Origin of the sequence: Oerskovia sp. Root918 (assembly GCF_001428945.1) — a bacterium.
In the GTDB taxonomy this organism is placed as follows: Bacteria; Actinomycetota; Actinomycetes; order Actinomycetales; family Cellulomonadaceae; genus Oerskovia; species Oerskovia enterophila.
In genome coordinates this window covers 826182-846347 of record NZ_LMJG01000001.1, presented here as the reverse complement: position 1 = coordinate 846347, position 20166 = coordinate 826182, and the positions used below count along the sequence as shown (strand labels likewise).

Here is a 20166-nt window from a genome sequence, read left to right as displayed (position 1 = left end):
GGTGAGCGCCCCCACCCTCTCGCCCGGGCTCCTGCCCGCGCCCGTGAGCCTTCAGCCCGCCACCGGCACCTTCCCGCTGACCGACGGCACGCCCGTCCGTACGGACCCGGCCCTCGCCGCGGCCGCGCGCTGGTGGCGTCGGACCACGGAGGCGGCGTTCGGCGTCGACCTCCCGTTCGTCGTCGGTGACGGCGCCGCCGACAGCCCCGCCGCGGCACCCGGCGGCGCTCCCGGAGGGGCGCGCCAGGCGAACGTCGCGCCCGACGACGCAGCCCGCCCGGGCGTGACCCTCGCCCTCGACGCGTCACGCCCCGCGGGCGGCTACCGCCTCGAGATCACCCCGCAGGCCGTGCTGCTCACGGCCGCGGACGCGGCCGGTGCCCACGCGGGTGCCCAGACCCTGCGCCAGCTCGCAGGCCCGCAGGCCTACCGCACGGCACCGGTCGCCGCGGCCCCCGGGACCCCGGCGAGCACCGTCCACCTGCCCGCCCTCACCATCGAGGACCACCCGCGCTTCGGCTGGCGAGGCGTCCTGCTCGACGTCGCCCGGCACTTCCTGCCCACGCGCGAGGTGCTGCGGTTCATCGACCTCGCGGCGGCGCACAAGCTCAACGTGGTCCAGCTCCACCTCACGGACGACCAGGGCTGGCGCATGCAGGTCCACCGCTACCCGCTCCTGACCGAGGTCGGCGGCTGGCGCACCGAGTCGAACGTCGGGACGTGGCGCACGGGGGTCTTCGACGGCCGCCCGCACGGCGGCTTCTACACCCAGGACGACCTGCGCGAGATCGTCGCCCACGCGCGCGAGCGGGGCGTCGTCGTCGTGCCGGAGATCGACGCCCCGGGGCACGTCGAGGCGGCCGTCGCGGCCTATCCGTTCCTCGGGACCCGCAAGACCCCGCACACGGTGCGCACCACGTGGGGCGTGAGCACCGAGGTGCTCGACCCGTCCGACGAGGCGCTCGAGTTCTTCACGAACGTGCTGGACGAGGTCCTGGACATCTTCGACTCCCCCTGGATCGCGATCGGCGGCGACGAGGTCCCCACGACGCTGTGGCGCGAGAACCCGGCGATCGTGGCCCTCGCCGAGCAGCGCGGCCTCGCGGACGTCGCCGACCTCGCGGGCTGGTTCCTGGCCCGCCTGAGCGAGCACGTCACGGCCCAGGGGCGTCGGGCGGTCGTGTGGGACGAGGGCTTCGGCGAGCAGCTCCCGCGCGACGTGGTCGTGACCGCGTGGCGCGGCTTCACGGTGGGAGCGGACGCGCTCGAGGCGGGCAACGACGTCGTCATGGCCCCGGAGCAGGTCGTCTACCTGGACCACCGTGCGGGTGACGGCGAGGACGAGCCCGTCCCCGTCGGGTTCCTGCGCACGGTCGAGGACGTCCTCGCGTTCGACCCGTTCCCGCCCGAGGTCCTCGCGCAGTACCCGGGCCTCGACGCGGCGCCCGGTCGCCTGCTGGGCGCCCAGGCCGAGGTCTGGTCCGAGCACCTCGACTCGCCGCGCCGCGTCGACTACGCGGCGTTCCCCCGCCTCGCGGCGTTCGCGGAGGTCGTCTGGAGCCCGACGGCGGAGCGCACCCCGGGCGGTCCGGCCTCGGCCGAGTTCCTCGCTCGGCTCGAGCAGGACCACCTGCCGCGCCTCGACGCGGCGGGCGTCGAGTACCGCCCGCTCGACGGGCCGAAGCCCTGGCAGCAGCGTCCCGGCGTGCGCGGGTTCCTGCGCCACCTCGACCAGGAGATGGCCGCGGGCGGCTATGCCGGCGTGGGCGGCTGGGTCGAGGGACGCGACGCGAGCTCGGAGGGGCAGGCATGAGCACCACGGACCGTCAGGACGCCCGCGACCTGGCAGCAGGGGGCGGCACGACGGGCGTGACGCTCGTCGTCCGCGGCGCACGGCTCACCACCCCGGAGGGGCTGTCGGGGCCTGTCGACCTGCTGGTCGCAGGAGACGTGATCGACCACGTCGTGCCGGCGGGCAGCGTGCCCGTCCCCGCCGGGGCGCACGTGATCGAGGCCGCGGGCCGCATCGCGTTCCCCGGCTTCGTCGACTCCCACGTGCACGGCGAGGCCGCGGTCCTGGACCCGGACGTGCAGCTCGCGATGCTGCGCCAGGGCGTCACGAGCATCGTCGTGGGCCAGGACGGCGTGTCCTACGCCCCCTCCGCGAGGCAGCCCGTCGCGGACGGGACCCACGACGCGCACACCTGGGCGACCGGCTACTTCAGCGCGATCAACGGCGAGCATCCCATGTTCCGGGGCGGCTCGGTCGCCGACCTGCTCGCGACGTACGAGGGCACCACTCCCCTCAACGTCGCCTACCTCGTCCCGCACGGCACGCTGCGCTACGACGTCCTGGGCGGCGCGGCCCGACCCGCGAGCCCCGACGAGACGGGCCGCATGGTCGCCCTGCTGCGCGAGGCCCTCGACGACGGCGCGTGCGGCATGTCCACAGGCCTCGAGTACGCGCCGGCCTCGAACGCGACCGACGACGAGCTGGTCGCGCTGACCCGCGTCCTCGCCGAGCACGACCTGCCCCACGTGAGCCACATGCGCGGCTACGAGGACAAGGCCGGGACCGCGATGGCCGAGCTCGTCCGGGTCGCCCGGGCGTCGGGCGTCGCGACCCACGTCTCGCACTACCACGGGCCCGCGGACGAGCTCATCGGCTACGTCGAGGACGCCCACGCGGCCGGGCTCGACGTCACGTTCGACTCCTACCCGTACCTGCGCGGCTGCTCGATCCTCTCGATGGTCTCGCTGCCCACGTGGTTGCCCGTCGCGGACCCGGACGCCACGGTCGCGATGCTCCAGGACCCCGACGTCGTCGCGCGCCTCCGCGCCGAGCACTTCCCCGGCCTCGCGGACCTCTGGGAGCGCGTGACCATGGCCGCCGTGCCCGGCGAGCTGCAGTGGAGCGAGGGCATGGCGCTGCTCGACGTCGCCGACCGCCTGGGCCTCGACCCCGTCGAGACGACGCTGCGGATCCTGGTCTCGACCCACCTGCGCGCGGGCTGCGTGTTCGCCCAGCCCCCCACCAACTCCCCCGGGTCCGTCCGGGCGCTGCTGCGCCACCCGGCGCAGATGGGCGGATCGGACGCGATCTACCAGGGCGGGCGCCCGCACCCGCGCGGCTGGGGGGCGTTCGCGCGCTTCCTCGCCGAGCACGTGCGCACGCTCGGCGACTGGACGTGGCACGACGCCGAACGGCACCTGTCGACGGCCGCCGCCGAGCGCTTCGGGTTCGGCGACCGCGGGGTCCTGCGGCCGGGCGCACGCGCCGACGTCGTGCTGCTCGACCCCGAGACCGTGCAGGACGTCGCGACGTACGAGGACCCGCGGCGTCCCGCGACCGGGATCGACGACGTGCTCGTCGCGGGCGTGCCCGTGCTCGCGGGCGGGCAGCCCACCGGCGCCACCCCCGGGCGGGCGCTGCGCCCGACCGTCCCGGCGGGGCGCGCATGACGGCGACCGCGCGGGAGGCAGCGAGCGCCCAGGAGCGGGGTCGGCCGGAGCCCTCGGGCCGGCAGGCGCTCCCGGACGCGTCGGCACCCGCCGCCGACGCCGCCCGGAACTCGTCCCAGTCGCTCCGCCGCGCCCTGACGATCCTCGACGCCCTGCGTCACGACGCGGCCCGCGGCCTGAGCCTCGTCGAGCTCGCGGACGTCCTGGGCACGCACAAGAGCACGGTCTCTCGCCTGCTGGCGCCGCTCGTCGAGGTCCACCTGGTCCGGCGCACCCCGGGTGGACGGTTCGTGCTGGGCGCCGGCACGCTCCGGCTCGGCCAGGCCTACCTCGAGGGGCTCGACCTGCGCACGGTCGCCGAGCCCCACCTCGCGGACCTCATGCGGGCCTCGGGGGCAACGTGCCACCTCGTGGTCCGCGACGGTCTCGACGTCGTCTACATCGACAAGAAGGAGAACACCGCGGTCGTGCGCATGGCCTCGCGCATCGGACGCCGCATGCCGCTGTACTGCACGGGTGTCGGCAAGGCGATCCTCGCCGCGAGCGACGTCGACCTGCTGGAGGCCGTGCTCGAGCACCCCCTGCCCGCCGTGACCGCGCGGACCCTGACGGACCCCGACGCCCTGCGCGCCGAGCTCCGCACGGTCGCACAGCGCGGCTACGCGATCGACGACCGCGAGAACGAGGCCGAGGTGCGCTGCGTCGCGGCCGCCGTCGTCGACCACACGGAGACCGCGATCGGCGCGCTCTCCGTCTCCGCCCTCGCCTCGCACATGCCGCCCGCGCGGGTGCGCGAGCTGGGCCCGCTCGTCGTGCAGGCCGCCCGCGCGGTCTCCGCCGGGATGGGCTCCGTGCGCTGCGGCTACGAACCCACCGGGAGGAACGCATGACCGACCCCACCCAGGCTGCCCGCCCCACCCAGCCGTCCACCCGCCCGACCGTCCCCGCGGACCCGAGCGCCGTCGTCGGGCCCGCGACCAAGGGGCTGCGGCTCGACGCCGAGCGGACCGTCGCGGACGTCCTCGCGGACTCCCCCCGCATCACCGACGACGCCTTCTCCTGGCCGCTGCTGACGCTCGACGACGCGGCCCTCGACCACAACGTCGCGCTCATGGCGCGGCTGTGCGCCGAGCACGGCGTCGAGCACGCACCGCACGTCAAGACCGCGATGTCCCGCGGGCTCTACGCCCGTCAGGCCCGCGCCGGGGCCTGGGGCGCGACCGTCGCGAACCCGGCGCAGCTCCGCGTGGTGCGCACGTGGGGCGTCGAGCGGGTGTTCCTCGCGAACGAGCTCATGGATCCGCGCGAGATCGCGTGGCTGCGCCGCGAGCTCGAGGCCTCGGTCGCCCCCGGCGGCACCCCGTTCGAGGTGTGGGTCTACGTCGACTCGATCGAAGGCGTCGGGCTGCTCTCGCGCGGCTTCGCGGGCGCCTCGCCCCAGGTCGTCGCAGGCCTCGGCGTGCTCGTCGAGGTCGGCGTCCCCGGCGGCCGGACGGGCGTGCGCAGCACGGCCGACGCGCTGGGTCTCGCGCGGGCCGTGCGTGCCGCGGGACTGCGCGTGCCCGGGGTCGCCGGGTACGAGGGGTCGGCCGCGGGCGGCACCACGCCCGAGGACCTGGACAAGGTCACGGCCTACTGCCGGGGCCTGCGCGACGTCGCGGCGGCGTTCGTCCGCGAGGGCCTGGTGCCCGGCGACGAGCCCGTGGTCGTGACCGCGGGCGGCAGCTCGTTCCTCGACGTCGTGCTCGCCGAGCTCCCCGGGCCGCTCACGGTCGCGGGCGCGGGTGACGGGGTGGACGGTGGCGGCAGCACCGACGGCGGCGGGACCACCCGCGACGTCCGCGTGGTGGTGCGCTCGGGCGCCTACCTCACGCACGACCACGGGTTCTGCGCCCGCATGGACCCGTGGGACCGCATCCCGGGCGGCGAGCCCATGCACGCGGCCGCGGTCGTGTGGGGCCAGGTGCTCTCGGTCCCCGAACCCGGCCTGGTGCTGTGCGGTGTGGGGCGACGCGACGTGTCGTACGACATCGACCTGCCCACGGCCCTGTGGCTGCGCACGCTCGACGAGAACGGCGACCTGCGCCCCGCGCACGACCTCGCGGGGGCCCGCGTCACGGGCCTCAACGACCAGCACCTGTACCTCACGGTCGATCCCACGCCCGCGGGCAGCGCCCCGGCCACGACGCAGATCCGGCCCGGCGACGTCGTCGGGTTCGGGATCTCGCACCCGTGCACGCTGTTCTCCACGTGGCGCGTGGCGGCCGTGGTGGGCGACGACGACCAGGTGATCGACCTCGTCGGCACCGAGTTCTGACGCTGCCCGTCCCGGACCACCCCGCATCACCCGCGACATCCCGAGAGAAACCCGAGAGAAAGAGGCACGATGAGCACCGCCAAGTCCCCGATCAGCACCCCGCACGCACCGGCACCGGCCCACACGTTCCACCAGGGCGTGCGCAAGGGCCCGTTCGTCCAGGTCTCGGGTCAGGGGTCGGTCGACCCCGCGACGAGCGAGTACCTGTTCCCCGGCGACGTCGCCGCGCAGACCACGCGGACGCTGGAGAACGTCAAGGCCATCGTCGAGGGCGCGGGCGCCACGTTCGACGACGTCGTGATGCTGCGCGTGTACCTCACCAAGCGCGAGGACTTCCCGATCATGAACGACGCGTACGGCGCGTTCGTCGAGGCCAACTGCCCGGGCGGCGTGCTGCCCGCCCGCACCACGGTCTTCACGGGGCTGCCCCGCGAGGAGATGCTGGTCGAGATCGACGCGTTCGCGATCACGGACTGACCTTTTCGCCGCCGAGTGCATGGTTCGGCTGCGACTCGCCGGGCGTGTCGCAGCCGAACCATGCACTCGGCGGAACGCGCGCCGTGGGTGGCCGCGCCTAGCCTGGCGGGATGATCGAGACGCTCGCCATCGAGGGCTACCGCTCGCTGCGGCACCTCGTCCTGCCGCTCGGCCGGCTCACGGTCGTGACGGGTGCCAACGGCGCGGGCAAGTCGAGCCTGTACCGCTCGCTGCGCCTGCTCGCCGAGTGCGCGCTGGGCGGCGCGGTCGGGGCGCTGGCCCGCGAGGGCGGGCTGCCCTCGACGCTGTGGGCCGGGCCGGAGGTGATCGGCCGCTCGGTGCGCGCGGGCGTGCACCCCGTGCAGGGCACGGTCCGCAACGGACCGGTCGCGCTGCGCCTGGGCTTCGCGAGCGGCCCGGACCTCCTGCCCGACGGCGCCACACCGGCGGGTGCGCCCCTGACGGGCGCGTACGGGTACGCGATCGACCTGGGGCTGCCGCAGGACGGCGGCGAATCGTTCGGCCTGGACCCGGAGATCAAGACCGAGGTCGTGTGGTCGGGCCCTGTGCTGCGACCCGCGACGCTGGTCGCCGACCGCCACGGCCCGTCGGTCCGGCTGCGCGACGAGGACGGGTCGTGGCAGGTGTCGGGTCGGCGCCTGCGGTCGTTCGACAGCATGCTCTCGGAGGTCGTGGACCCCGTGGGCGCACCCGAGCTCGTGCTCGTGCGCGAGCGCCTGCGGTCCTGGCGCTTCTACGACCAGTTCCGTACCGACGCCCTGGCTCCGGCCCGCGGCGCGCACGTCGGCACCCGGACCCCCGTCCTGGCGCACGACGGCGCCGACCTCGCCGCAGCGCTCGAGACGATCCGCGAGCTGGGGCTGGCCGACGATCTCGACGCCGCGGTCGAGGACGCGTTCCCGGGGTCGACCGTGCGGGTCCGTGCGGCGGACGACGGCCGGTTCTCGCTCGAGCTGCGCCAGCACGGCCTGCTGCGTCCCCTGGGCAGCGCCGAGCTGTCCGACGGCACGCTGCGCTACCTGCTGTGGGTCGCCGCGCTGCTCACGCCCCGCCCCCCTGAGCTGCTCGTGCTCAACGAGCCCGAGACCAGCCTGCACCCCGACCTGCTGCCCGCGCTGGGGTCGTTGATCGCGGGGGCCGCGCAGCGCACGCAGGTCGTGGTGGTGACGCACTCGGGGGCGCTCGTGCGGGCCATGGAGGAGGCAGCGGACGGCTCGCGCGCGTCGGGGACGTCGGCGCTGTCGGCACCGGGAGGCCGCGCGCCCCGGACCGGTCGCGCCGGGGCGCGCGGACTGCCCGGGCTCGCGCACGTCGAGCTCGTCAAGGAGCTCGGGGAGACGACCGTCGCGGGCCGCGAGGGTCCGCTCGACGAGCCGCTGTGGCACTGGCCGAAGCGCTGAGTGCATGATCCTGCGGCGACTCACCGGGAGTGTCGCGGCAGGATCATGCACTCGGCAGGTCCCGGGATCAGCGGCGCACGGACCCCAGGTACAGGCTCGTGACCGACGCCGCGAGCTCGGCCAACCTGCTCCCCGTGCGCCCCACGAGCTCGTCAAGGTCGATCGGCCCCGGAGCGATCGAGAACGCGGCCGTGACCCCTGCGGCCCGGGCGCGCTGGGCGGGCAGCAGGACCTGCCCCGCGAGCACCACCACCGGAGGCCTCCCGGGGGCCGCCGCAGCGAGCGTGCCGATCGCGTCCGCGACCTTGCCGTTGACCGACTGCGAGTCGAACGAACCCTCGCCCGTGAGCACCAGGTCCGCGTCCGCGACGGCCGCGGGCAGCCCGATGCTCTGCGCGACCAGGGTCGCGCCGTGCTCGAGCTCGGCGCCCAGGACCGCGACGAGCGCCGCGGGCACCCCGCCCGCGGCCCCAGCCCCCGAGAGCTCGTGCGTGCGCACCCCGGTCTCGCGCTCGAGCAGGTCGGCCCAGCGCACGAGGGCCGCGTCGAGGAACGCGACGTCCGACCCGCTCGCGCCCTTCTGCGGGCCGAACACCGCCGCCGCGCCGCGCTCGCCCACGAGCGGGTTCGTCACGTCGACCGCCACGCGCCAGCGCACCTGTCGGGCGCGCGGGTGCAGCCCGTCGAGGTCGAGGCCCACGACGCGCGCGAGCCCCTCGCCGCCGTCGGGCACGACCCTGCCCGCGAGCTCCCCGTCCGTCGAGGACGGGACCGTCGCCGGCTCGTGCGCGACCAGCCGCGCCCCGAGGCCTGTGAGGAGACCCGCCCCGCCGTCGGTCGACGCCGACCCGCCGAGGCACACGAGGACCTCCTCGACCCCCGCGTCCAGGACTGCGGCGGCGACCTCGCCCGTGCCGCGCGTGTGCGCGTGCAGAGGCTGGAGGGCGACATCGCTCACGTCGGGCAGGCCGCTCGCGGCGGCGAGCTCGACCACACCGACCCGGCCGTCGGCCGAGACCCCGTAGCGGGCCGTGTGCGGCCGGCCGATCGCGTCGACCGTGACGAGCTCACGTGCCGGCACGCCCCAGACCGCGAGGAGAGCGTCGAGCGTGCCCTCCCCGCCGTCGGCCATGGGCAGGAGCGTGAGGAGGGCGTCGGGCGCGGCGGCCAGGACCCCGTCCGCGATGTGCCGCGCGACCGCGTCCGCGGTCGCCGACCCCTTGAACGAGTCGGGCGCGATCACGACCCGCAACGGTCGCGCCCCGCCGGGTGGGTCGAGGGTCCGGGAGGCGTCGGTGTTCGTCGTCGAAGGCACGTCCCGATCGTAGCCACGCTCCCTCAGGTGCGCTGGGCGGCCTGGGCCGCGACCGCGGCATCGATCCGCGCCTGCGTGCGCGCCTCGCGCCGGCGACGTGCGCGCACCGCCGCGAGCACGAGCCCGACGAGCACGAGCAGCGACCCCAGCTGGACCCACGGCAGCGCCCACGCGCCGTAGGTCGCCGAGGCGGTCGTGAGCGTGACCTCGACGACGTCGTCGCCCACGACGAGCGGGGTCGTCGCCAGGTCCCCCGAGACCTTGCCGAGCGGCCAGACGCCGTCGATCACGACGGTCCCGCCCGCGTCCTGCCCGGGCAGGACCTCGCGCTGCGCGGGGGCCACGACCTCGCGCACGTTCCAGCCGAACAGGCCCGCGACCGCAGCCTGCGTGTCGGCGCCCAGGCGCACGTTGCCCTCGTTCGCGACCGAGTACTCGACGCGCACCGAGCCGGGCGCGAACGGGTTCCAGCTCGGTTCGTACGTCGCGCGGACGTCGGTGAGGGCGAGCGCCGGGGCGAGGTCGCCCGCGACGCGCAGGTGCAGGCGCGCGCCCACACGGGTGTCGAACGTGACGCTCGATCCGTCCCCCTCGGCGCGGGCCAGCGCGGCGACGACCCCGGCCGGGTGGTCGCCCGGGGTCGCGTCGGCGGGCACCGCGACCGTGAACGGGATGGTCGCCGACGACTCGGCCGCGATCTCGACGCGCTGGCTCGGTCCCGCCGTCTCGCCCTCGCCGAGCGTGATCCACGAGCCGCCGTCGGTCGGCGCGGTGCCGGCCGAGAGCAGGTCGAACTGCCCGTCCGCGGTCACGACGCCGTCGCTCGCGTACACGTCGAACGTCGCGGGGTGGTCGCTGAAGTTGGTCACGGTGACGTGCTCGACGGCCTGGCCGCCCGGGTCGACCGTCACGCGGTAGGACACGCGTCCGTCGGGCCCCTCGGCGGTCGCGGGCTCGACGGCCCAGGTCGTGCGCGCGGCGGGCTGCTCGCCGGAGGCCGGGGCGGCTGCGCTGTCAGCGGCCGCAGCGCCGTCCACGGTCGAGCGCACCGTGCCCGACGGCGCCGCACCCGTCTCGGCGACGGTTCCGGTCACGACGGAGGTTCCGGGGAGGACCAGCGCACCGGCAGGCGCCGCGAGCGCGCCCGTCAGCAGGGCGCCCACGAGGGCTGCGGCGCCGGCCGTCCTGGCCACGCGCGCCGGGGCGGGCAGGCGGACCGGGCCCGCCGGGCGGGCCGGGGCGCGGCGCGGACGAGCCGTGAGGCGGGGGGTGACGTTCATCGAGGAGCTCCGAGCGGGAAGAGTCGTGGCCCCGCGCCCAGCGCGACCCGCGAGCGGGACGGGCGTGGCGCCGTCGGGCAGGAGGACGGGCGCGGCCCGCGGTCACCCGACGACGCACGGTGCGTGACGTCGTCGAGAGACCGACGAGCGGAACCCGAAGAGGCCGCCGGGCTCCCGGCGCGCCGCAGCGCACCCGGGACCCGACGGCTCCGTCAGGTGACGACGGTCAGTCGACCGGGAACAGCGAGACCGTCAGGGTGCCCGCGTAGTCGCCCTCGCGGGTGTCCACGGGGACCTCGAGCGCCAGGTCGGCCGAGACCGTCGTGGTGCCCAGGCGGCTGTCCGAGGTCGCGGTCGCGAGCGTGGCCGGGGCCGCGAGGCCCGTGCCGCCGCCCAGGAGCGAGGCCACGGGCGAGCCCGCGATCACGCCGTCCTTGGCCGAGACCAGGCCGGGGGTCCAGCCGAGGTTCTGGGCGCGCAGCGTGCGCGGGCCCGAGGACAGGTCGCCCGACTGGCCCGAGACGGTCCAGCCGCCCGTGCCGACCGTGGCGGTCGCCCGCGAGTCCGTCACCGAGACCTCGGGGAGCGTGCCCGCGAAGCGCAGGCGGTCGCCCACGTTCTCGCCGCCCGTGAGCGCCACGCCCGCACCGAAGTCCGCGACGGACAGCGTGAGCTTGCCGCCGACCTCACCGGCCTCGGGGACGGTCGCGAGGAGCGGGATGCCGTCGGTGTCGTTCGCGGCCCACAGGGCGTTGGAGACGCGGCCGACGTCGGCGTTGTCGAGGTAGGCGCCACGCACCGGGTCGGTGCCCGTCGCGGCCGCCGCGAGCAGCTCCGAGCCCGGGCCCTTGGCGAACACGGGCACGAGGTGGTTGGTGTGGCCGCCGCTGTTCCAGCTGACCTGGGGCGCCTCGCCCTGCGCGCCCTGGACCGGGGTCCAGGCGGGGTTCGCCGCGGGGCCTGAGAGGTAGCCGCACTCGTGGTCCGCCGTGATGACCACGAGGGTCTCGTCCCAGCTCGAGTTCTCCTCGACCCAGTCCACGACCGTCTCGATGGTCCGGTTGAAGTCGACCTGCTCCTCGACCGCTCCTGCGGTGTTGTTGTCGTGCGAGGCCCAGTCGATCGCGCCGCCCTCGATCATCACGAAGAAGCCCTCGTCCGAGGCGTTGGACAGCACGTTGAGCGCGGCGTCCGTCATCTGCGGGAGCGAGGGCACGTTGTCGTTCTGCGGGGCGGTGAACGGCACGTCGCCCGACTTCAGCGCCGTGCGGTCGGCCTGGAGCGTGCCCGCGACCTGCGCGGTGCCCAGGACGTGCGTGGGCGTGTCGCCCTCGGCGAGAGCGAGGAAGTCGTCCTTGGACTCGACCAGGTCGAACGCCGACTGGCCGTCGACCAGCTTGTTCCACTCGGTCTCGCCGATGTAGCTGTAGCTGGGGTTGGCGCGCTTGTCGCCGTTGTCGTCGTACCAGGGGTTGCCCGCGCCGAAGATCACGTTCGCGCCCGAGTCCATCATGTCGGCGGCGATGTCGTGGTAGTTGTTGCGGTGCTCGTTGTGCGCCAGGTAGGACGCGGGCGTCGCGTGGGTCCACGGCACCGAGGTGACGACTCCCGTGGCCTTGCCCAGCTCGAGCGCGCGCTCGGCGACCGTCTTGAGGTCCTCGTGGTTCTCGTCCTGGCCGATCACGTTGTTGAGCGTCTTGACGCCCGTCGCGAGCGTGGTGGCGGCGGCCGCGGAGTCGGTCGAGTTCTTGAGCGGCGCGGAGAAGCTGCTCCAGTTCTGGACCGGGTCGTACGTGTTGCCGAACTGGTACGTGGACATCGCGAGGGCGACCGGGAACTCCTGGTACACCTGCGTGCCGGCCTGGCCGGGGACCGGGGTCGAGACGCCGCCGGGCTTCACGGTGGTCTGGTAGGCCGTGCGGCCGTGCTCGAACTGGCTGCCGAGGTCGACCTGGTTGAACCCCATCCCGTCACCGATGAGGTGGATGATGTTCTTCGGTCCGGGCGCCCCGGGGTCTGCGGACGGCGCGGCGAGCGCCGGCGTGGTCGAGGAGATCGCGATACCAGCAGCGAGGACGCCGGTTCCGGCGATCCGCAGCCACTTCATCGGTACACGTGAAGTCATGGTCTCTTCCCTGTCGAGGTCTGGTCCGGTCCGGAGTCGAGTTCCGGCCGGCACCTGAGAGCCAAGCGGGTCGAGGTGGCGCGACGGTGAACGGCGAGAGGCCGTGCGGGGACAGATGGGGTAAATGTCCGGCCGGGCCGTGAGACGCCTGCGGACGACCCGGCCCGGTCAGGCCGTCACTGCGCGGCGGGCAGGTCCGCGAACCGCACGAGCTGACCCACGGCGCGCTCGGCGCGCTCGTCGAGCCACGGCATGGGGAAGAGCTCGATCGTCCAGTCCTCCTTGGACGCGAACACGCCCGTGGGCACGATCAGGTCGCCCATGAAGGAGAAGAGGGGGCGCAGCGCCTGGTCGATCACGAGGGTGTGACGGGCCGTGCCGCCCGTGGCCGCGAGCAGCACGGGCTTGTCGACCATCGCGAGCGAGTCGACGAGGTCGAAGAAGGACTTGAAGATCCCGGAGTAGGAGCCGCGGAACACGGGCGAGGCGACGACCAGAAGGTCGGCCTGCTCGACGGTCTTGAGCGCGAGCTCGAGCTCCTCGCTGCGCATGCCCACGACGGTCGCGGTCGCGACGTCCTGCGCGTGCTCGCGGATCTCGACTGTCCGGGCGTCGACCGCGACGCCCGCGGCCGTGAGGCGCGCGACGGTCTTGTCGAGCAGCAGGTCGGTCAGCGCGCGCGTGGTCGAGGGGAAGCTCACCCCGCCCGTGACGGCGACGACGCTCAGCGTCCGGGCCTCGGTCGGCTCCGCGGCGCTCCCGTCCTGGGAGCCCGCGCTCACGCCTCGCTCCCCTCGCGTGCGGGCAGGTGCTCCTGCGCGCCCCGGAGCTTGTCGAGCAGTCCCTTGAGGGTCGCGAGCTCGTCGGCGTCGAGGGCCCCGCCCACGTAGGCGCTGATCGTGCGGACGTGCCTGCGCCCGATCTCCTTCTGGAGCCGCGCGCCCTCCGGGGTGAGCCGGACGATCGTGCCGCGTGCGTCGTCGGGCGCGGGGACGCGTTCCACGAGGCCGCGCTGCTCGAGGCGCTCGGCCATGCGGCTCAGCGAGGGCTGGCTGATGAGGACGAACTCGTTGAGGTCACGCAGCCGGGTCCCGCCCTGGGGGCACGTGGAGAGCGTGAAGAGCACGTCGTACTCGCGCATGGTGAGCTCCTCCCAGATGTCGTCAGCCTGGAAGCGGCGCATGAGGGCGACCTGGGTGCGGAAGAGCGACTCCCAGGTCTCGGCGGCCTCGCGCGTGGTGGCTCGGTCGTGGACGGCGGGGAGGGCGGTGGTGGGGCTTGGCATGCGTCTCTCGATCCTGCGGGGTGCACCGGCCCGACGGCGCCGCTCGCCTCGTCGGCGCACGTCACCCGGGTAGATGCGTTCGTATGAACTCGAGCGGTACAACCGGCGGGGCGAGAGGTGTATTCCGGACCGTCAGGACGGCACGGGCGGTCGCCGTGCCCGGAGGACCTACCTGCCGAGCCGGCGCTCGCGCTGCGAGTACGACCGCAGGGCACGCAGGTAGTCGACCCGGCGGAAGCTGGGCCAGTACGCCTCGCAGAAGTAGAACTCGGCGTGCGCGCTCTGCCACAGCAGGAACCCGCCGAGCCGCTGCTCGCCCGAGGTGCGGATCACGAGCTCCGGGTCCGGCTGCCCCTTGGTGTAGAGGTGCTCCTCGATGTGCTCGACGTCGAGGTTCTCCGCCAGGTCCTCGAGGGACGCGCCGCGGTCGGCCTGCTCGCGCAGGTAGGACCGGACGGCGTCCGCGATCTCGTGGCGTCCGCCGTAGCCGATCGCGACGTTGACCTGGAGGCCGTCGACCCCCGCGGTGCGCTCCTCGGCGTCGCGCAGCGCCGCCGCGAGACGCTCGGGGAGCAGGTCGAGGCGACCCATGACGCGCAGGCGCCAGCGGCCGGTCTCGGCGAGGTCACGCACGGCGTCCTCGATGATGTCGAGCAGCGCACTGAGCTCCTCGTGCGAGCGCGAGAGATTGTCCGTGGACAGCATCCAGAGCGTGACGACCTCGATGCCGAGGTCCTCGCTCCAGGTGAGGAACTCGGCGATCTTGTCGGCTCCGCGCCGATGGCCCGTCGCAGCGGTCTCGCCGAACGACTTGGCCCAGCGCCGGTTGCCGTCGAGGATCACGCCCACGTGCCGGGGCATCGCCTCGCGCGGCAGCGAGGTCGCCAGTCGTCGCTCGTACAGCCCGTAGAGCAGGTGGGGCATGCGCACGTGAGGTCCTTAGCGGTATGAAGGGAGTGGAGCGACGGGGGCCGGCGCGGCCGGGGCGCTCCCGCGACGAGCACGAGGGGCACGAGCCGCGCGGCCGCAGGTCACGATCGAGCAGGTCGCCCGCCAAACGGTACCGGAGGCAACGGTCGAAATGTCCAGTCGCCCGCGCTGCGGTGCGCCTTTGCGCAGGATCTTCACAGTCCGCGGCCGCTACCTACGGTGACGTAACTTACGATGGCGTAGGTTGTTTCCTGAGCCGTTCACGTCGACTCACGTGCAGTCCCCCCGGGTCAGGGACACCCCGCTCCCTGGCCCGACGCAGAACGAGTAGGAGTCTCTCCGTGGCACGACCCTCCGAGCGCCCGTCCGCAGGCGACGCCGTCGAGAACACGCTGGCGTCGACAGGCGAAGCCCTGTCGAGCATCGGCGAGAAGGCCGCCGACGCACTTGACTCGGTCAAGCCCCGCCTGCGCGGCTGGATCCATGCCGGCACGTTCCCCGTGGCCCTCGTCGCGAGCATCGTCCTGGTGATCCTCGCTCCCCCGGTCGCGGGCAAGGTCGCGTGCGCGATCTTCGGCCTGAGCGCCTGCCTGCTGTTCGGCACGAGCGCCGTCTACCACCGTGGGACCTGGTCTCCCCGGGTCGCGGGGATCCTGCGCCGGGCCGACCACTCGAACATCTTCCTCATCATCGCGGGCACGTACACGCCGCTCGCGGTGCTGCTCCTGCCGAAGCAGACCGCGACGATCCTGCTGATCGTCGTGTGGTCCGGGGCGCTGCTCGGGCTCGCGGCGCGCATCATCTGGCTCGGCGCACCGCGGTGGGTCTACGTCCCGATCTACGTCGCGCTCGGCTGGGTCGCGGTCGGCTACATGCCGCAGTTCTGGACCACGCCAGGTGGCCCCGCGATCGTGTGGCTCGTCGCGATCGGCGGGCTCGCCTACACGCTGGGCGCCGTGGTCTACGGCCTCAAGCGCCCCAACCCGAGCCCCCGGTGGTTCGGGTTCCACGAGATCTTCCACGTCCTGACGGTCGTGGGCTTCGGGTGCCACTACGCGGCGATCATGATCGCCGCGCTCAACGCCTAGCCGCGGTTCTCCGGGAGGCCGGATGCGTGGCGGCCGCCGCCGATCAGGTCGATCGACGGCCGCGCCGCGCTCACCGCGTCGGGTCCGGCTCGTACGGCTGCGTGGCAGGGCCGGGAACCGGCACGACGGCGTAACGCCTGTTCGCGAGAGACGGGTTCGTCCGGCGCACCCCGGCCAGGGCCTCGGGGTCGATGTCGGCCGTACGCAGGCCCGCTCGCTCGTCGAGCTCGAGCCCCACCTGGCCGTCGGGCCCCACGAGCAGCGACCGTCCGGTCACGCCCTTGCCGGCCTGCCCGACCGCGAGCACGACCGAGGTGTTCTCGATCGCCCGGGCGCGGGCCAGGGTGCGCCAGTGATCGGCCTTGAGATCGCCCGCGGCCCATGCGGCCGGGACCACCAGGACGTCGGCGCCCGCGTCGACCAGCCGACGGGCCGCCTCGGGGAATCGCAGGTCGTAGCAGGTCATGACGCCGAACGTCAGGCCGCCGACCGTGAGGACCGTCGGCGGCGCGTCGGCGGGTCCTGGCTCCAGGCGGTCCGACTCGCGGTGCCCGAACGCGTCGTACAGGTGCACCTTGCGGTAGATGCCCGACAGCCGACCGTGCGCGTCGATCGCGACGACCGCGTTGACGGCTCGGGTGGGGCGGTCAGGTGCCGCTGCGACCGGGGTGCTCACCGGTGCGCCGCCCGAGCCCTCCTCCGAGGCTGCGCCGTCGGAGGACGTCGAGCCGCGCGAGGTGGGCCCACCGCCCTGCTCGTCCGAGCCACCCTGCGGGGCCCCGGAGCCCGGGATCGTCGTGCCCGCGATCACCGCGACCCCGGTCTCGCTCGCCCAGCGCTGGAGCGTCGTGACGAACGGGCCGTCGAGCGGCTCGGCGTGCTCGATCCCCACACCCCGAGGGTCGAACCCCGAGGCGTACTCGGGGAGCACGAGCAGATCGGCGTGCAACCGTTCTGCCTCGGCGAACGCCGAGCGCACCACGAGCAGGTTCGCCGCATGGTCGTTCGAGACCTCGATCTGGGCGATCGTGACCCGGACCGGACCGTGCGGCGTCTGCGTCATGTCAGTCGCCGCCGCCGCCGGAGTCGCCGCCGCTCGATCCCGAGTCGCTGCTGCTCCCGGAGTCGCTCGATCCCGCGTCGTCGCGGCTGGAGCCGGCGTCCGACAGGCCGTCCCGACGGTCCGGGTCAGCGGCCGTGCCGGCCGTTCCCGTCGCTGCGGACCCGCCCGACGACGCAGCCCCGGCGCCGCGCTCGTCGTAGCGGACCTTGCGCAGCTGCTTGGTCAGCGAGAGGAACAGGACCACGCACGCGAGGGCCACCGCGAAGATCGTGAGGAAGCCCGGGAGGCCGGGCGACACGTCGGTCGGCTCGAGCCCCGGACGGAGCTCGTCGGTCGTCGGCGCGGGAGACGGCGTCGTCTCGGCAGTCACCCCCGCCGCCCAACCGGGGCCTCCGGCCAGGTGGGACGACAGATCGACCGCGAGCTGCGGCGTCGGGCTCATACGAGACCTTCCTCGGTGCGGATGCCGGCGAACAGGTCGTCCTCCGGAAGCGTGGTGGGGACGCGCGACTCGGCGAGCTCGAACTCCTCGAAGGGCCACACGTCGGCCTCGAGGTCGCGCGGGATCGCGAAGAAGAAGCCCTCGGGGTCGATCTGCGTCGCGTGCGCGATGAGCGCCGCGTCGCGCTGCGGGAAGTACGGGGCGACCTCGACGCGCGTCGTGACCTCACGCTCGGGGATCTCGCGGGCGGCCCGCGACTCGACCCAGTCGCTGAAGGGCGACTCGAGCCCTGCGTCCACCACGGCCTCGTGGATCGTGCGGATGCGGTTCATCGAGAAGTCGTGGTTGTAGTACAGCTTGGCGGGCTCCCACGCGGGCGCCCCTCCCTCGACCTGGTAGCGCTCCGGGTCGCCTGCTGCGTGGAACGCCTCGAACGCGACCTTGTGGCACATGATGTGGTCCGGGTGCGGGTAGCCGCCGCTCGGGTCGTACGTCGTGATGACGTGCGGGCGGAACTCGCGGACCAGCTCGACAAGCGGCGCCGCAGCCTCCTCGAGCGGCACGAGCGCGAAGCAGCCCTCGGGCAGCGGGGGCAACGGGTCGCCCTCGGGCAGCCCCGAGTCGACGAAGCCCAGCCAGCGGTGGCTCACGCCGAGCGCCTTGGCCGCTGCGGCCATCTCCGCGCGCCGCAGCTCGGCCATGCCCTCCGCGGTCGCGGGAAGCTCGCCGAAGCTCGGGTTGAGCACGTCGCCGCGCTCGCCGCCCGTGCAGCTCACGACGAGGACCTCGACGCCCTCGGCGGCGTAGCGGGCCGACGTCGCAGCCCCCTTGCTCGACTCGTCGTCGGGGTGCGCGTGGACGGCCATGAGGCGCAGCGGTGCGCGGTCGACCGTCCCGGGCGCCGATCCTGCGGTCTGGCGCGCCGTCGATTCGGTCACAGGTCCTCCTGGGGGTACTTCGCGGTGAAGAAGTTCAGAGACAATGATGACTCACGAGCAGGTAGTCCACCCAACCCTTGGACGTCGATCGACCATGACGAACAGCACGCCCCCGCTGGGAACTTCCCCGAACCCCGGGCCAGACGCCCTCGACGAGGACGAGAACCCGATCGGCCTCGTGCCTCGCGGCGAGGGCCAGCGGCCCCCGGCAGGACGCTACGGGCCCGAGCCCACGCCCCTGCGACGCCGCCTGGCGATCGCGGGCATCGTCGCCGCCGCGCTCGTCGGGATCGCCGTCACGGTCTGGATCGGTCTGGGGCAGGCCGCCACGCCCGTGCGCTACGACGACTTCGGCTTCAAGGTCGTCAGCTCCGAGCAGATCGACGTGACGTTCCAGGTCTCCATGAAGCCCGGCACGCAGGCCGAGTGCACGATCGACGCGCTCGCCGACAGCTACGCCCAGGTCGGGACCGTCAAGGTGGTCGTCGGCCCGAGCGACAAGCTCGAAGGCCGGTACACCGTGAGCGTGGCCACGTCCGAGCTCGCCACGACCGGGATCGTCGAGAGCTGCGTCGCGCTGCCCTGACGCCAGGTGCGCTGTGGGCCCTACGCCGGGGTGAGACCGGGGGTGGTCGACGGGGCCCGGCGTCCGGCGTAGAGACTGCGACCGCGTGCCGGGCACGGCGCCAGGAGCCGGCTGCACGAGCTCCTGGCGGCCGCTCCGTGAGCAGTGCAAGGATGGGACCGCGGGCGGTGCCGCCCGCAACGGTTCGGAGGCGTCCCACGACGGGTCGCGGGGCAGACCACGGAGGTCTGCGGGGGCAGGGAACGGTGTGATGCAGCGGACATTTGGTATCCTGAGGGATTCACGCTGCCCCAGAAGCTTCAGGACCAGCGAAACCCGCCACGCGGCACCGGCCACCGGTCGGTGCCACCACCACGGGCAGGCAGCGGAGTCGCTCTCACCCGCACCCACTGCCTCCCCCTGTGCGGCCACGTCTACAGACGACGGCCGCCGGAACGCAAGGAAAGGAAGGAGCGAACCGTGACCGAGACCAGCGTCACCTGGCTGACCCAGGAGGCACACGACAGGCTTCAGGCCGAGTTGGCTCACCTGTCCGGTGCTGGCCGCACCGACATCGCCGAGCGCATCGCCGCCGCCCGCGACGAGGGCGACCTCAAGGAGAACGGCGGATACCACGCCGCCCGCGAGGAGCAGGCCAAGAACGAGGCGCGCATCCGCGAGCTCACCGCGAAGCTGCGCAACGTGCAGATCGGCACGCCCCCGGACGACGGCAAGGTCGAGCCCGGCATGGTCGTGACCGCGAACGTGGCCGGCGAGGAGATGTCCTTCCTGCTCGGCTCGCGCGAGATCGCCGGCGGCACGGACATCCGGGTCTACTCCCCCACGTCCCCGATGGGCGCCGCGATCAACGGCACCTCGATCGGCGACAAGGTCTCCTATACGGCTCCCAACGGGAACGAGATCGCGGTCGAGATCCTCGCCGCCAAGCCGTTCGAGGCCTGACCTCGCTGCACACCGGCGTCGCCGCTCCGGCCGGAGCAGGCTCGACGCACCCCTGACGGCCCGGGAACCGCAACGGTTCCCGGGCCGTCGTGCGTCCGGGGCGTGGTGGCGACAGGTGGCGTGCATCCGGGGCATGGGGCGCGACACGCGGCGTGCGTCCGGGGCGCCGCGCGCGGCTTGCGGCTTGCGGCTCGCGGCGTGCGGCGTGCGGCGTGCGCCGCAGGGCCCCCGCCGAGTCGAGTCGCGGGTACGTGGTCGGCGCCCGGCGCGCCAGGCGGCGATGTCGAGCAGTCGAACGGCCGAGCAGGCGGCGGGCCACGGCCCGAGCCTCGGTACTCGACACCGACACTCGGGGTGCCCCAGCGAGATGCGGCTAGCGGGGGTCATCTCGGCAGTTCGACCCCCGTTGGCCGCATCTCGATCCCAGGGTCGGGCCCTGGCCACCCCTCGCGGCCTAGCCCGTCATCCACAGGACCCACGACCGACCCCACGAGG

Annotated in this window: 18 protein-coding genes; 9 read left to right on the top strand and 9 right to left on the bottom strand. The window is 74.1% G+C overall.

Features of this window, described 5'->3' with window-relative positions; genetic code table 11:
- Position 1 precedes the first annotated feature (1 nt).
- From ASE27_RS03635 to ASE27_RS03610, 6 genes are all read left to right on the top strand, one after another.
- Positions 2 to 1813, top strand: a complete 1812-nt coding sequence (locus tag ASE27_RS03635; RefSeq protein WP_082608462.1) for a beta-N-acetylhexosaminidase — start codon at positions 2 to 4, stop codon at positions 1811 to 1813.
- On the top strand, positions 1810 to 3462 hold the full coding sequence (locus ASE27_RS03630) for an amidohydrolase family protein (protein WP_082608461.1): 1653 nt from the start codon (positions 1810 to 1812) through the stop codon (positions 3460 to 3462). The genes ASE27_RS03635 and ASE27_RS03630 overlap by 4 nt, the downstream gene beginning before the upstream one ends.
- A complete protein-coding gene (locus ASE27_RS03625; RefSeq protein WP_082608460.1) occupies positions 3459 to 4352 on the top strand; it encodes an IclR family transcriptional regulator in 894 nt (297 codons plus the stop codon). The genes ASE27_RS03630 and ASE27_RS03625 overlap by 4 nt, the downstream gene beginning before the upstream one ends.
- The gene (locus tag ASE27_RS03620) at positions 4349 to 5779 is read left to right on the top strand and encodes an alanine racemase (protein ID WP_082608459.1); all 1431 of its coding nucleotides are present in this window, start codon (positions 4349 to 4351) and stop codon (positions 5777 to 5779) included. Before ASE27_RS03625 ends, ASE27_RS03620 begins: the two co-directional genes overlap by 4 nt.
- A 69-nt stretch (positions 5780 to 5848) precedes the next feature.
- A complete protein-coding gene (locus tag ASE27_RS03615) occupies positions 5849 to 6256 on the top strand; it encodes a RidA family protein (RefSeq protein WP_056645870.1) in 408 nt (135 codons plus the stop codon).
- A gap of 110 nt (positions 6257 to 6366) precedes the next feature.
- The gene (locus ASE27_RS03610; protein WP_056645867.1) at positions 6367 to 7677 is read left to right on the top strand and encodes an AAA family ATPase; all 1311 of its coding nucleotides are present in this window, start codon (positions 6367 to 6369) and stop codon (positions 7675 to 7677) included.
- Between the two features lie 67 nt (positions 7678 to 7744).
- On the opposite strand, the gene ASE27_RS03605 is transcribed toward ASE27_RS03610, so the two are convergent.
- From ASE27_RS03605 to ASE27_RS03580, 6 genes are all read right to left on the bottom strand, one after another.
- The gene (locus tag ASE27_RS03605) at positions 7745 to 8992 is read right to left on the bottom strand and encodes a glycerate kinase (protein ID WP_082608458.1); all 1248 of its coding nucleotides are present in this window, start codon (positions 8990 to 8992) and stop codon (positions 7745 to 7747) included.
- A 23-nt stretch (positions 8993 to 9015) separates the two neighbouring features.
- A complete protein-coding gene (locus tag ASE27_RS03600; RefSeq protein ID WP_056645864.1) occupies positions 9016 to 10272 on the bottom strand; it encodes a hypothetical protein in 1257 nt (418 codons plus the stop codon).
- A gap of 226 nt (positions 10273 to 10498) precedes the next feature.
- Positions 10499 to 12397, bottom strand: coding sequence for an alkaline phosphatase (locus ASE27_RS03595; RefSeq protein ID WP_056645860.1), 1899 nt, complete (start codon positions 12395 to 12397; stop codon positions 10499 to 10501).
- A 176-nt stretch (positions 12398 to 12573) separates the two neighbouring features.
- On the bottom strand, positions 12574 to 13179 hold the full coding sequence (locus ASE27_RS03590) for a CE1759 family FMN reductase (RefSeq protein ID WP_056645857.1): 606 nt from the start codon (positions 13177 to 13179) through the stop codon (positions 12574 to 12576).
- Positions 13176 to 13682: a MarR family winged helix-turn-helix transcriptional regulator gene (locus tag ASE27_RS03585; RefSeq protein ID WP_056645854.1), complete on the bottom strand. Its 507-nt coding sequence runs from the start codon at positions 13680 to 13682 to the stop codon at positions 13176 to 13178. Before ASE27_RS03585 ends, ASE27_RS03590 begins: the two co-directional genes overlap by 4 nt.
- 168 nt (positions 13683 to 13850) lie before the next feature.
- The gene (locus ASE27_RS03580; RefSeq protein WP_056645851.1) at positions 13851 to 14612 is read right to left on the bottom strand and encodes an isoprenyl transferase; all 762 of its coding nucleotides are present in this window, start codon (positions 14610 to 14612) and stop codon (positions 13851 to 13853) included.
- A 413-nt stretch (positions 14613 to 15025) separates the two neighbouring features.
- Here ASE27_RS03580 and ASE27_RS03575 point away from each other — a divergent pair, with 413 nt between their 5' ends.
- Entirely contained in the window at positions 15026 to 15700 is a 675-nt protein-coding gene (locus ASE27_RS03575; protein ID WP_235534472.1) for a hemolysin III family protein, read from the top strand.
- A 70-nt stretch (positions 15701 to 15770) separates the two neighbouring features.
- Here the strand turns inward: ASE27_RS03575 and ASE27_RS03570 are convergent, their stop codons facing one another.
- The 3 genes from ASE27_RS03570 to mca are packed head-to-tail and all read right to left on the bottom strand — an operon-like array spanning position 15771 to position 18071.
- Positions 15771 to 16763 (bottom strand): carbon-nitrogen hydrolase family protein, encoded by a 993-nt coding sequence (locus ASE27_RS03570; RefSeq protein WP_056645848.1) that lies wholly within the window; start codon positions 16761 to 16763, stop codon positions 15771 to 15773.
- A 1-nt stretch (position 16764) separates the two neighbouring features.
- Complete coding sequence (locus ASE27_RS03565; RefSeq protein WP_056645844.1) at positions 16765 to 17205, bottom strand: hypothetical protein; 441 nt, start codon at positions 17203 to 17205, stop codon at positions 16765 to 16767.
- Positions 17202 to 18071 carry a mycothiol conjugate amidase Mca gene (gene mca, locus ASE27_RS03560; RefSeq protein WP_056646692.1) on the bottom strand — a complete coding sequence of 290 codons (870 nt, stop codon included), beginning with the start codon at positions 18069 to 18071 and terminating at the stop codon, positions 17202 to 17204. The genes ASE27_RS03565 and mca overlap by 4 nt, the downstream gene beginning before the upstream one ends.
- Before the next feature lie 166 nt (positions 18072 to 18237).
- Between mca and ASE27_RS03555 the strand changes: the two genes are divergently transcribed.
- Positions 18238 to 18729 (top strand): DUF4307 domain-containing protein, encoded by a 492-nt coding sequence (locus ASE27_RS03555; protein WP_082608456.1) that lies wholly within the window; start codon positions 18238 to 18240, stop codon positions 18727 to 18729.
- 459 nt (positions 18730 to 19188) lie between these two features.
- A complete protein-coding gene (gene greA, locus ASE27_RS03550) occupies positions 19189 to 19671 on the top strand; it encodes a transcription elongation factor GreA (protein WP_056645841.1) in 483 nt (160 codons plus the stop codon).
- Positions 19672 to 20166: the final 495 nt, after the last annotated feature.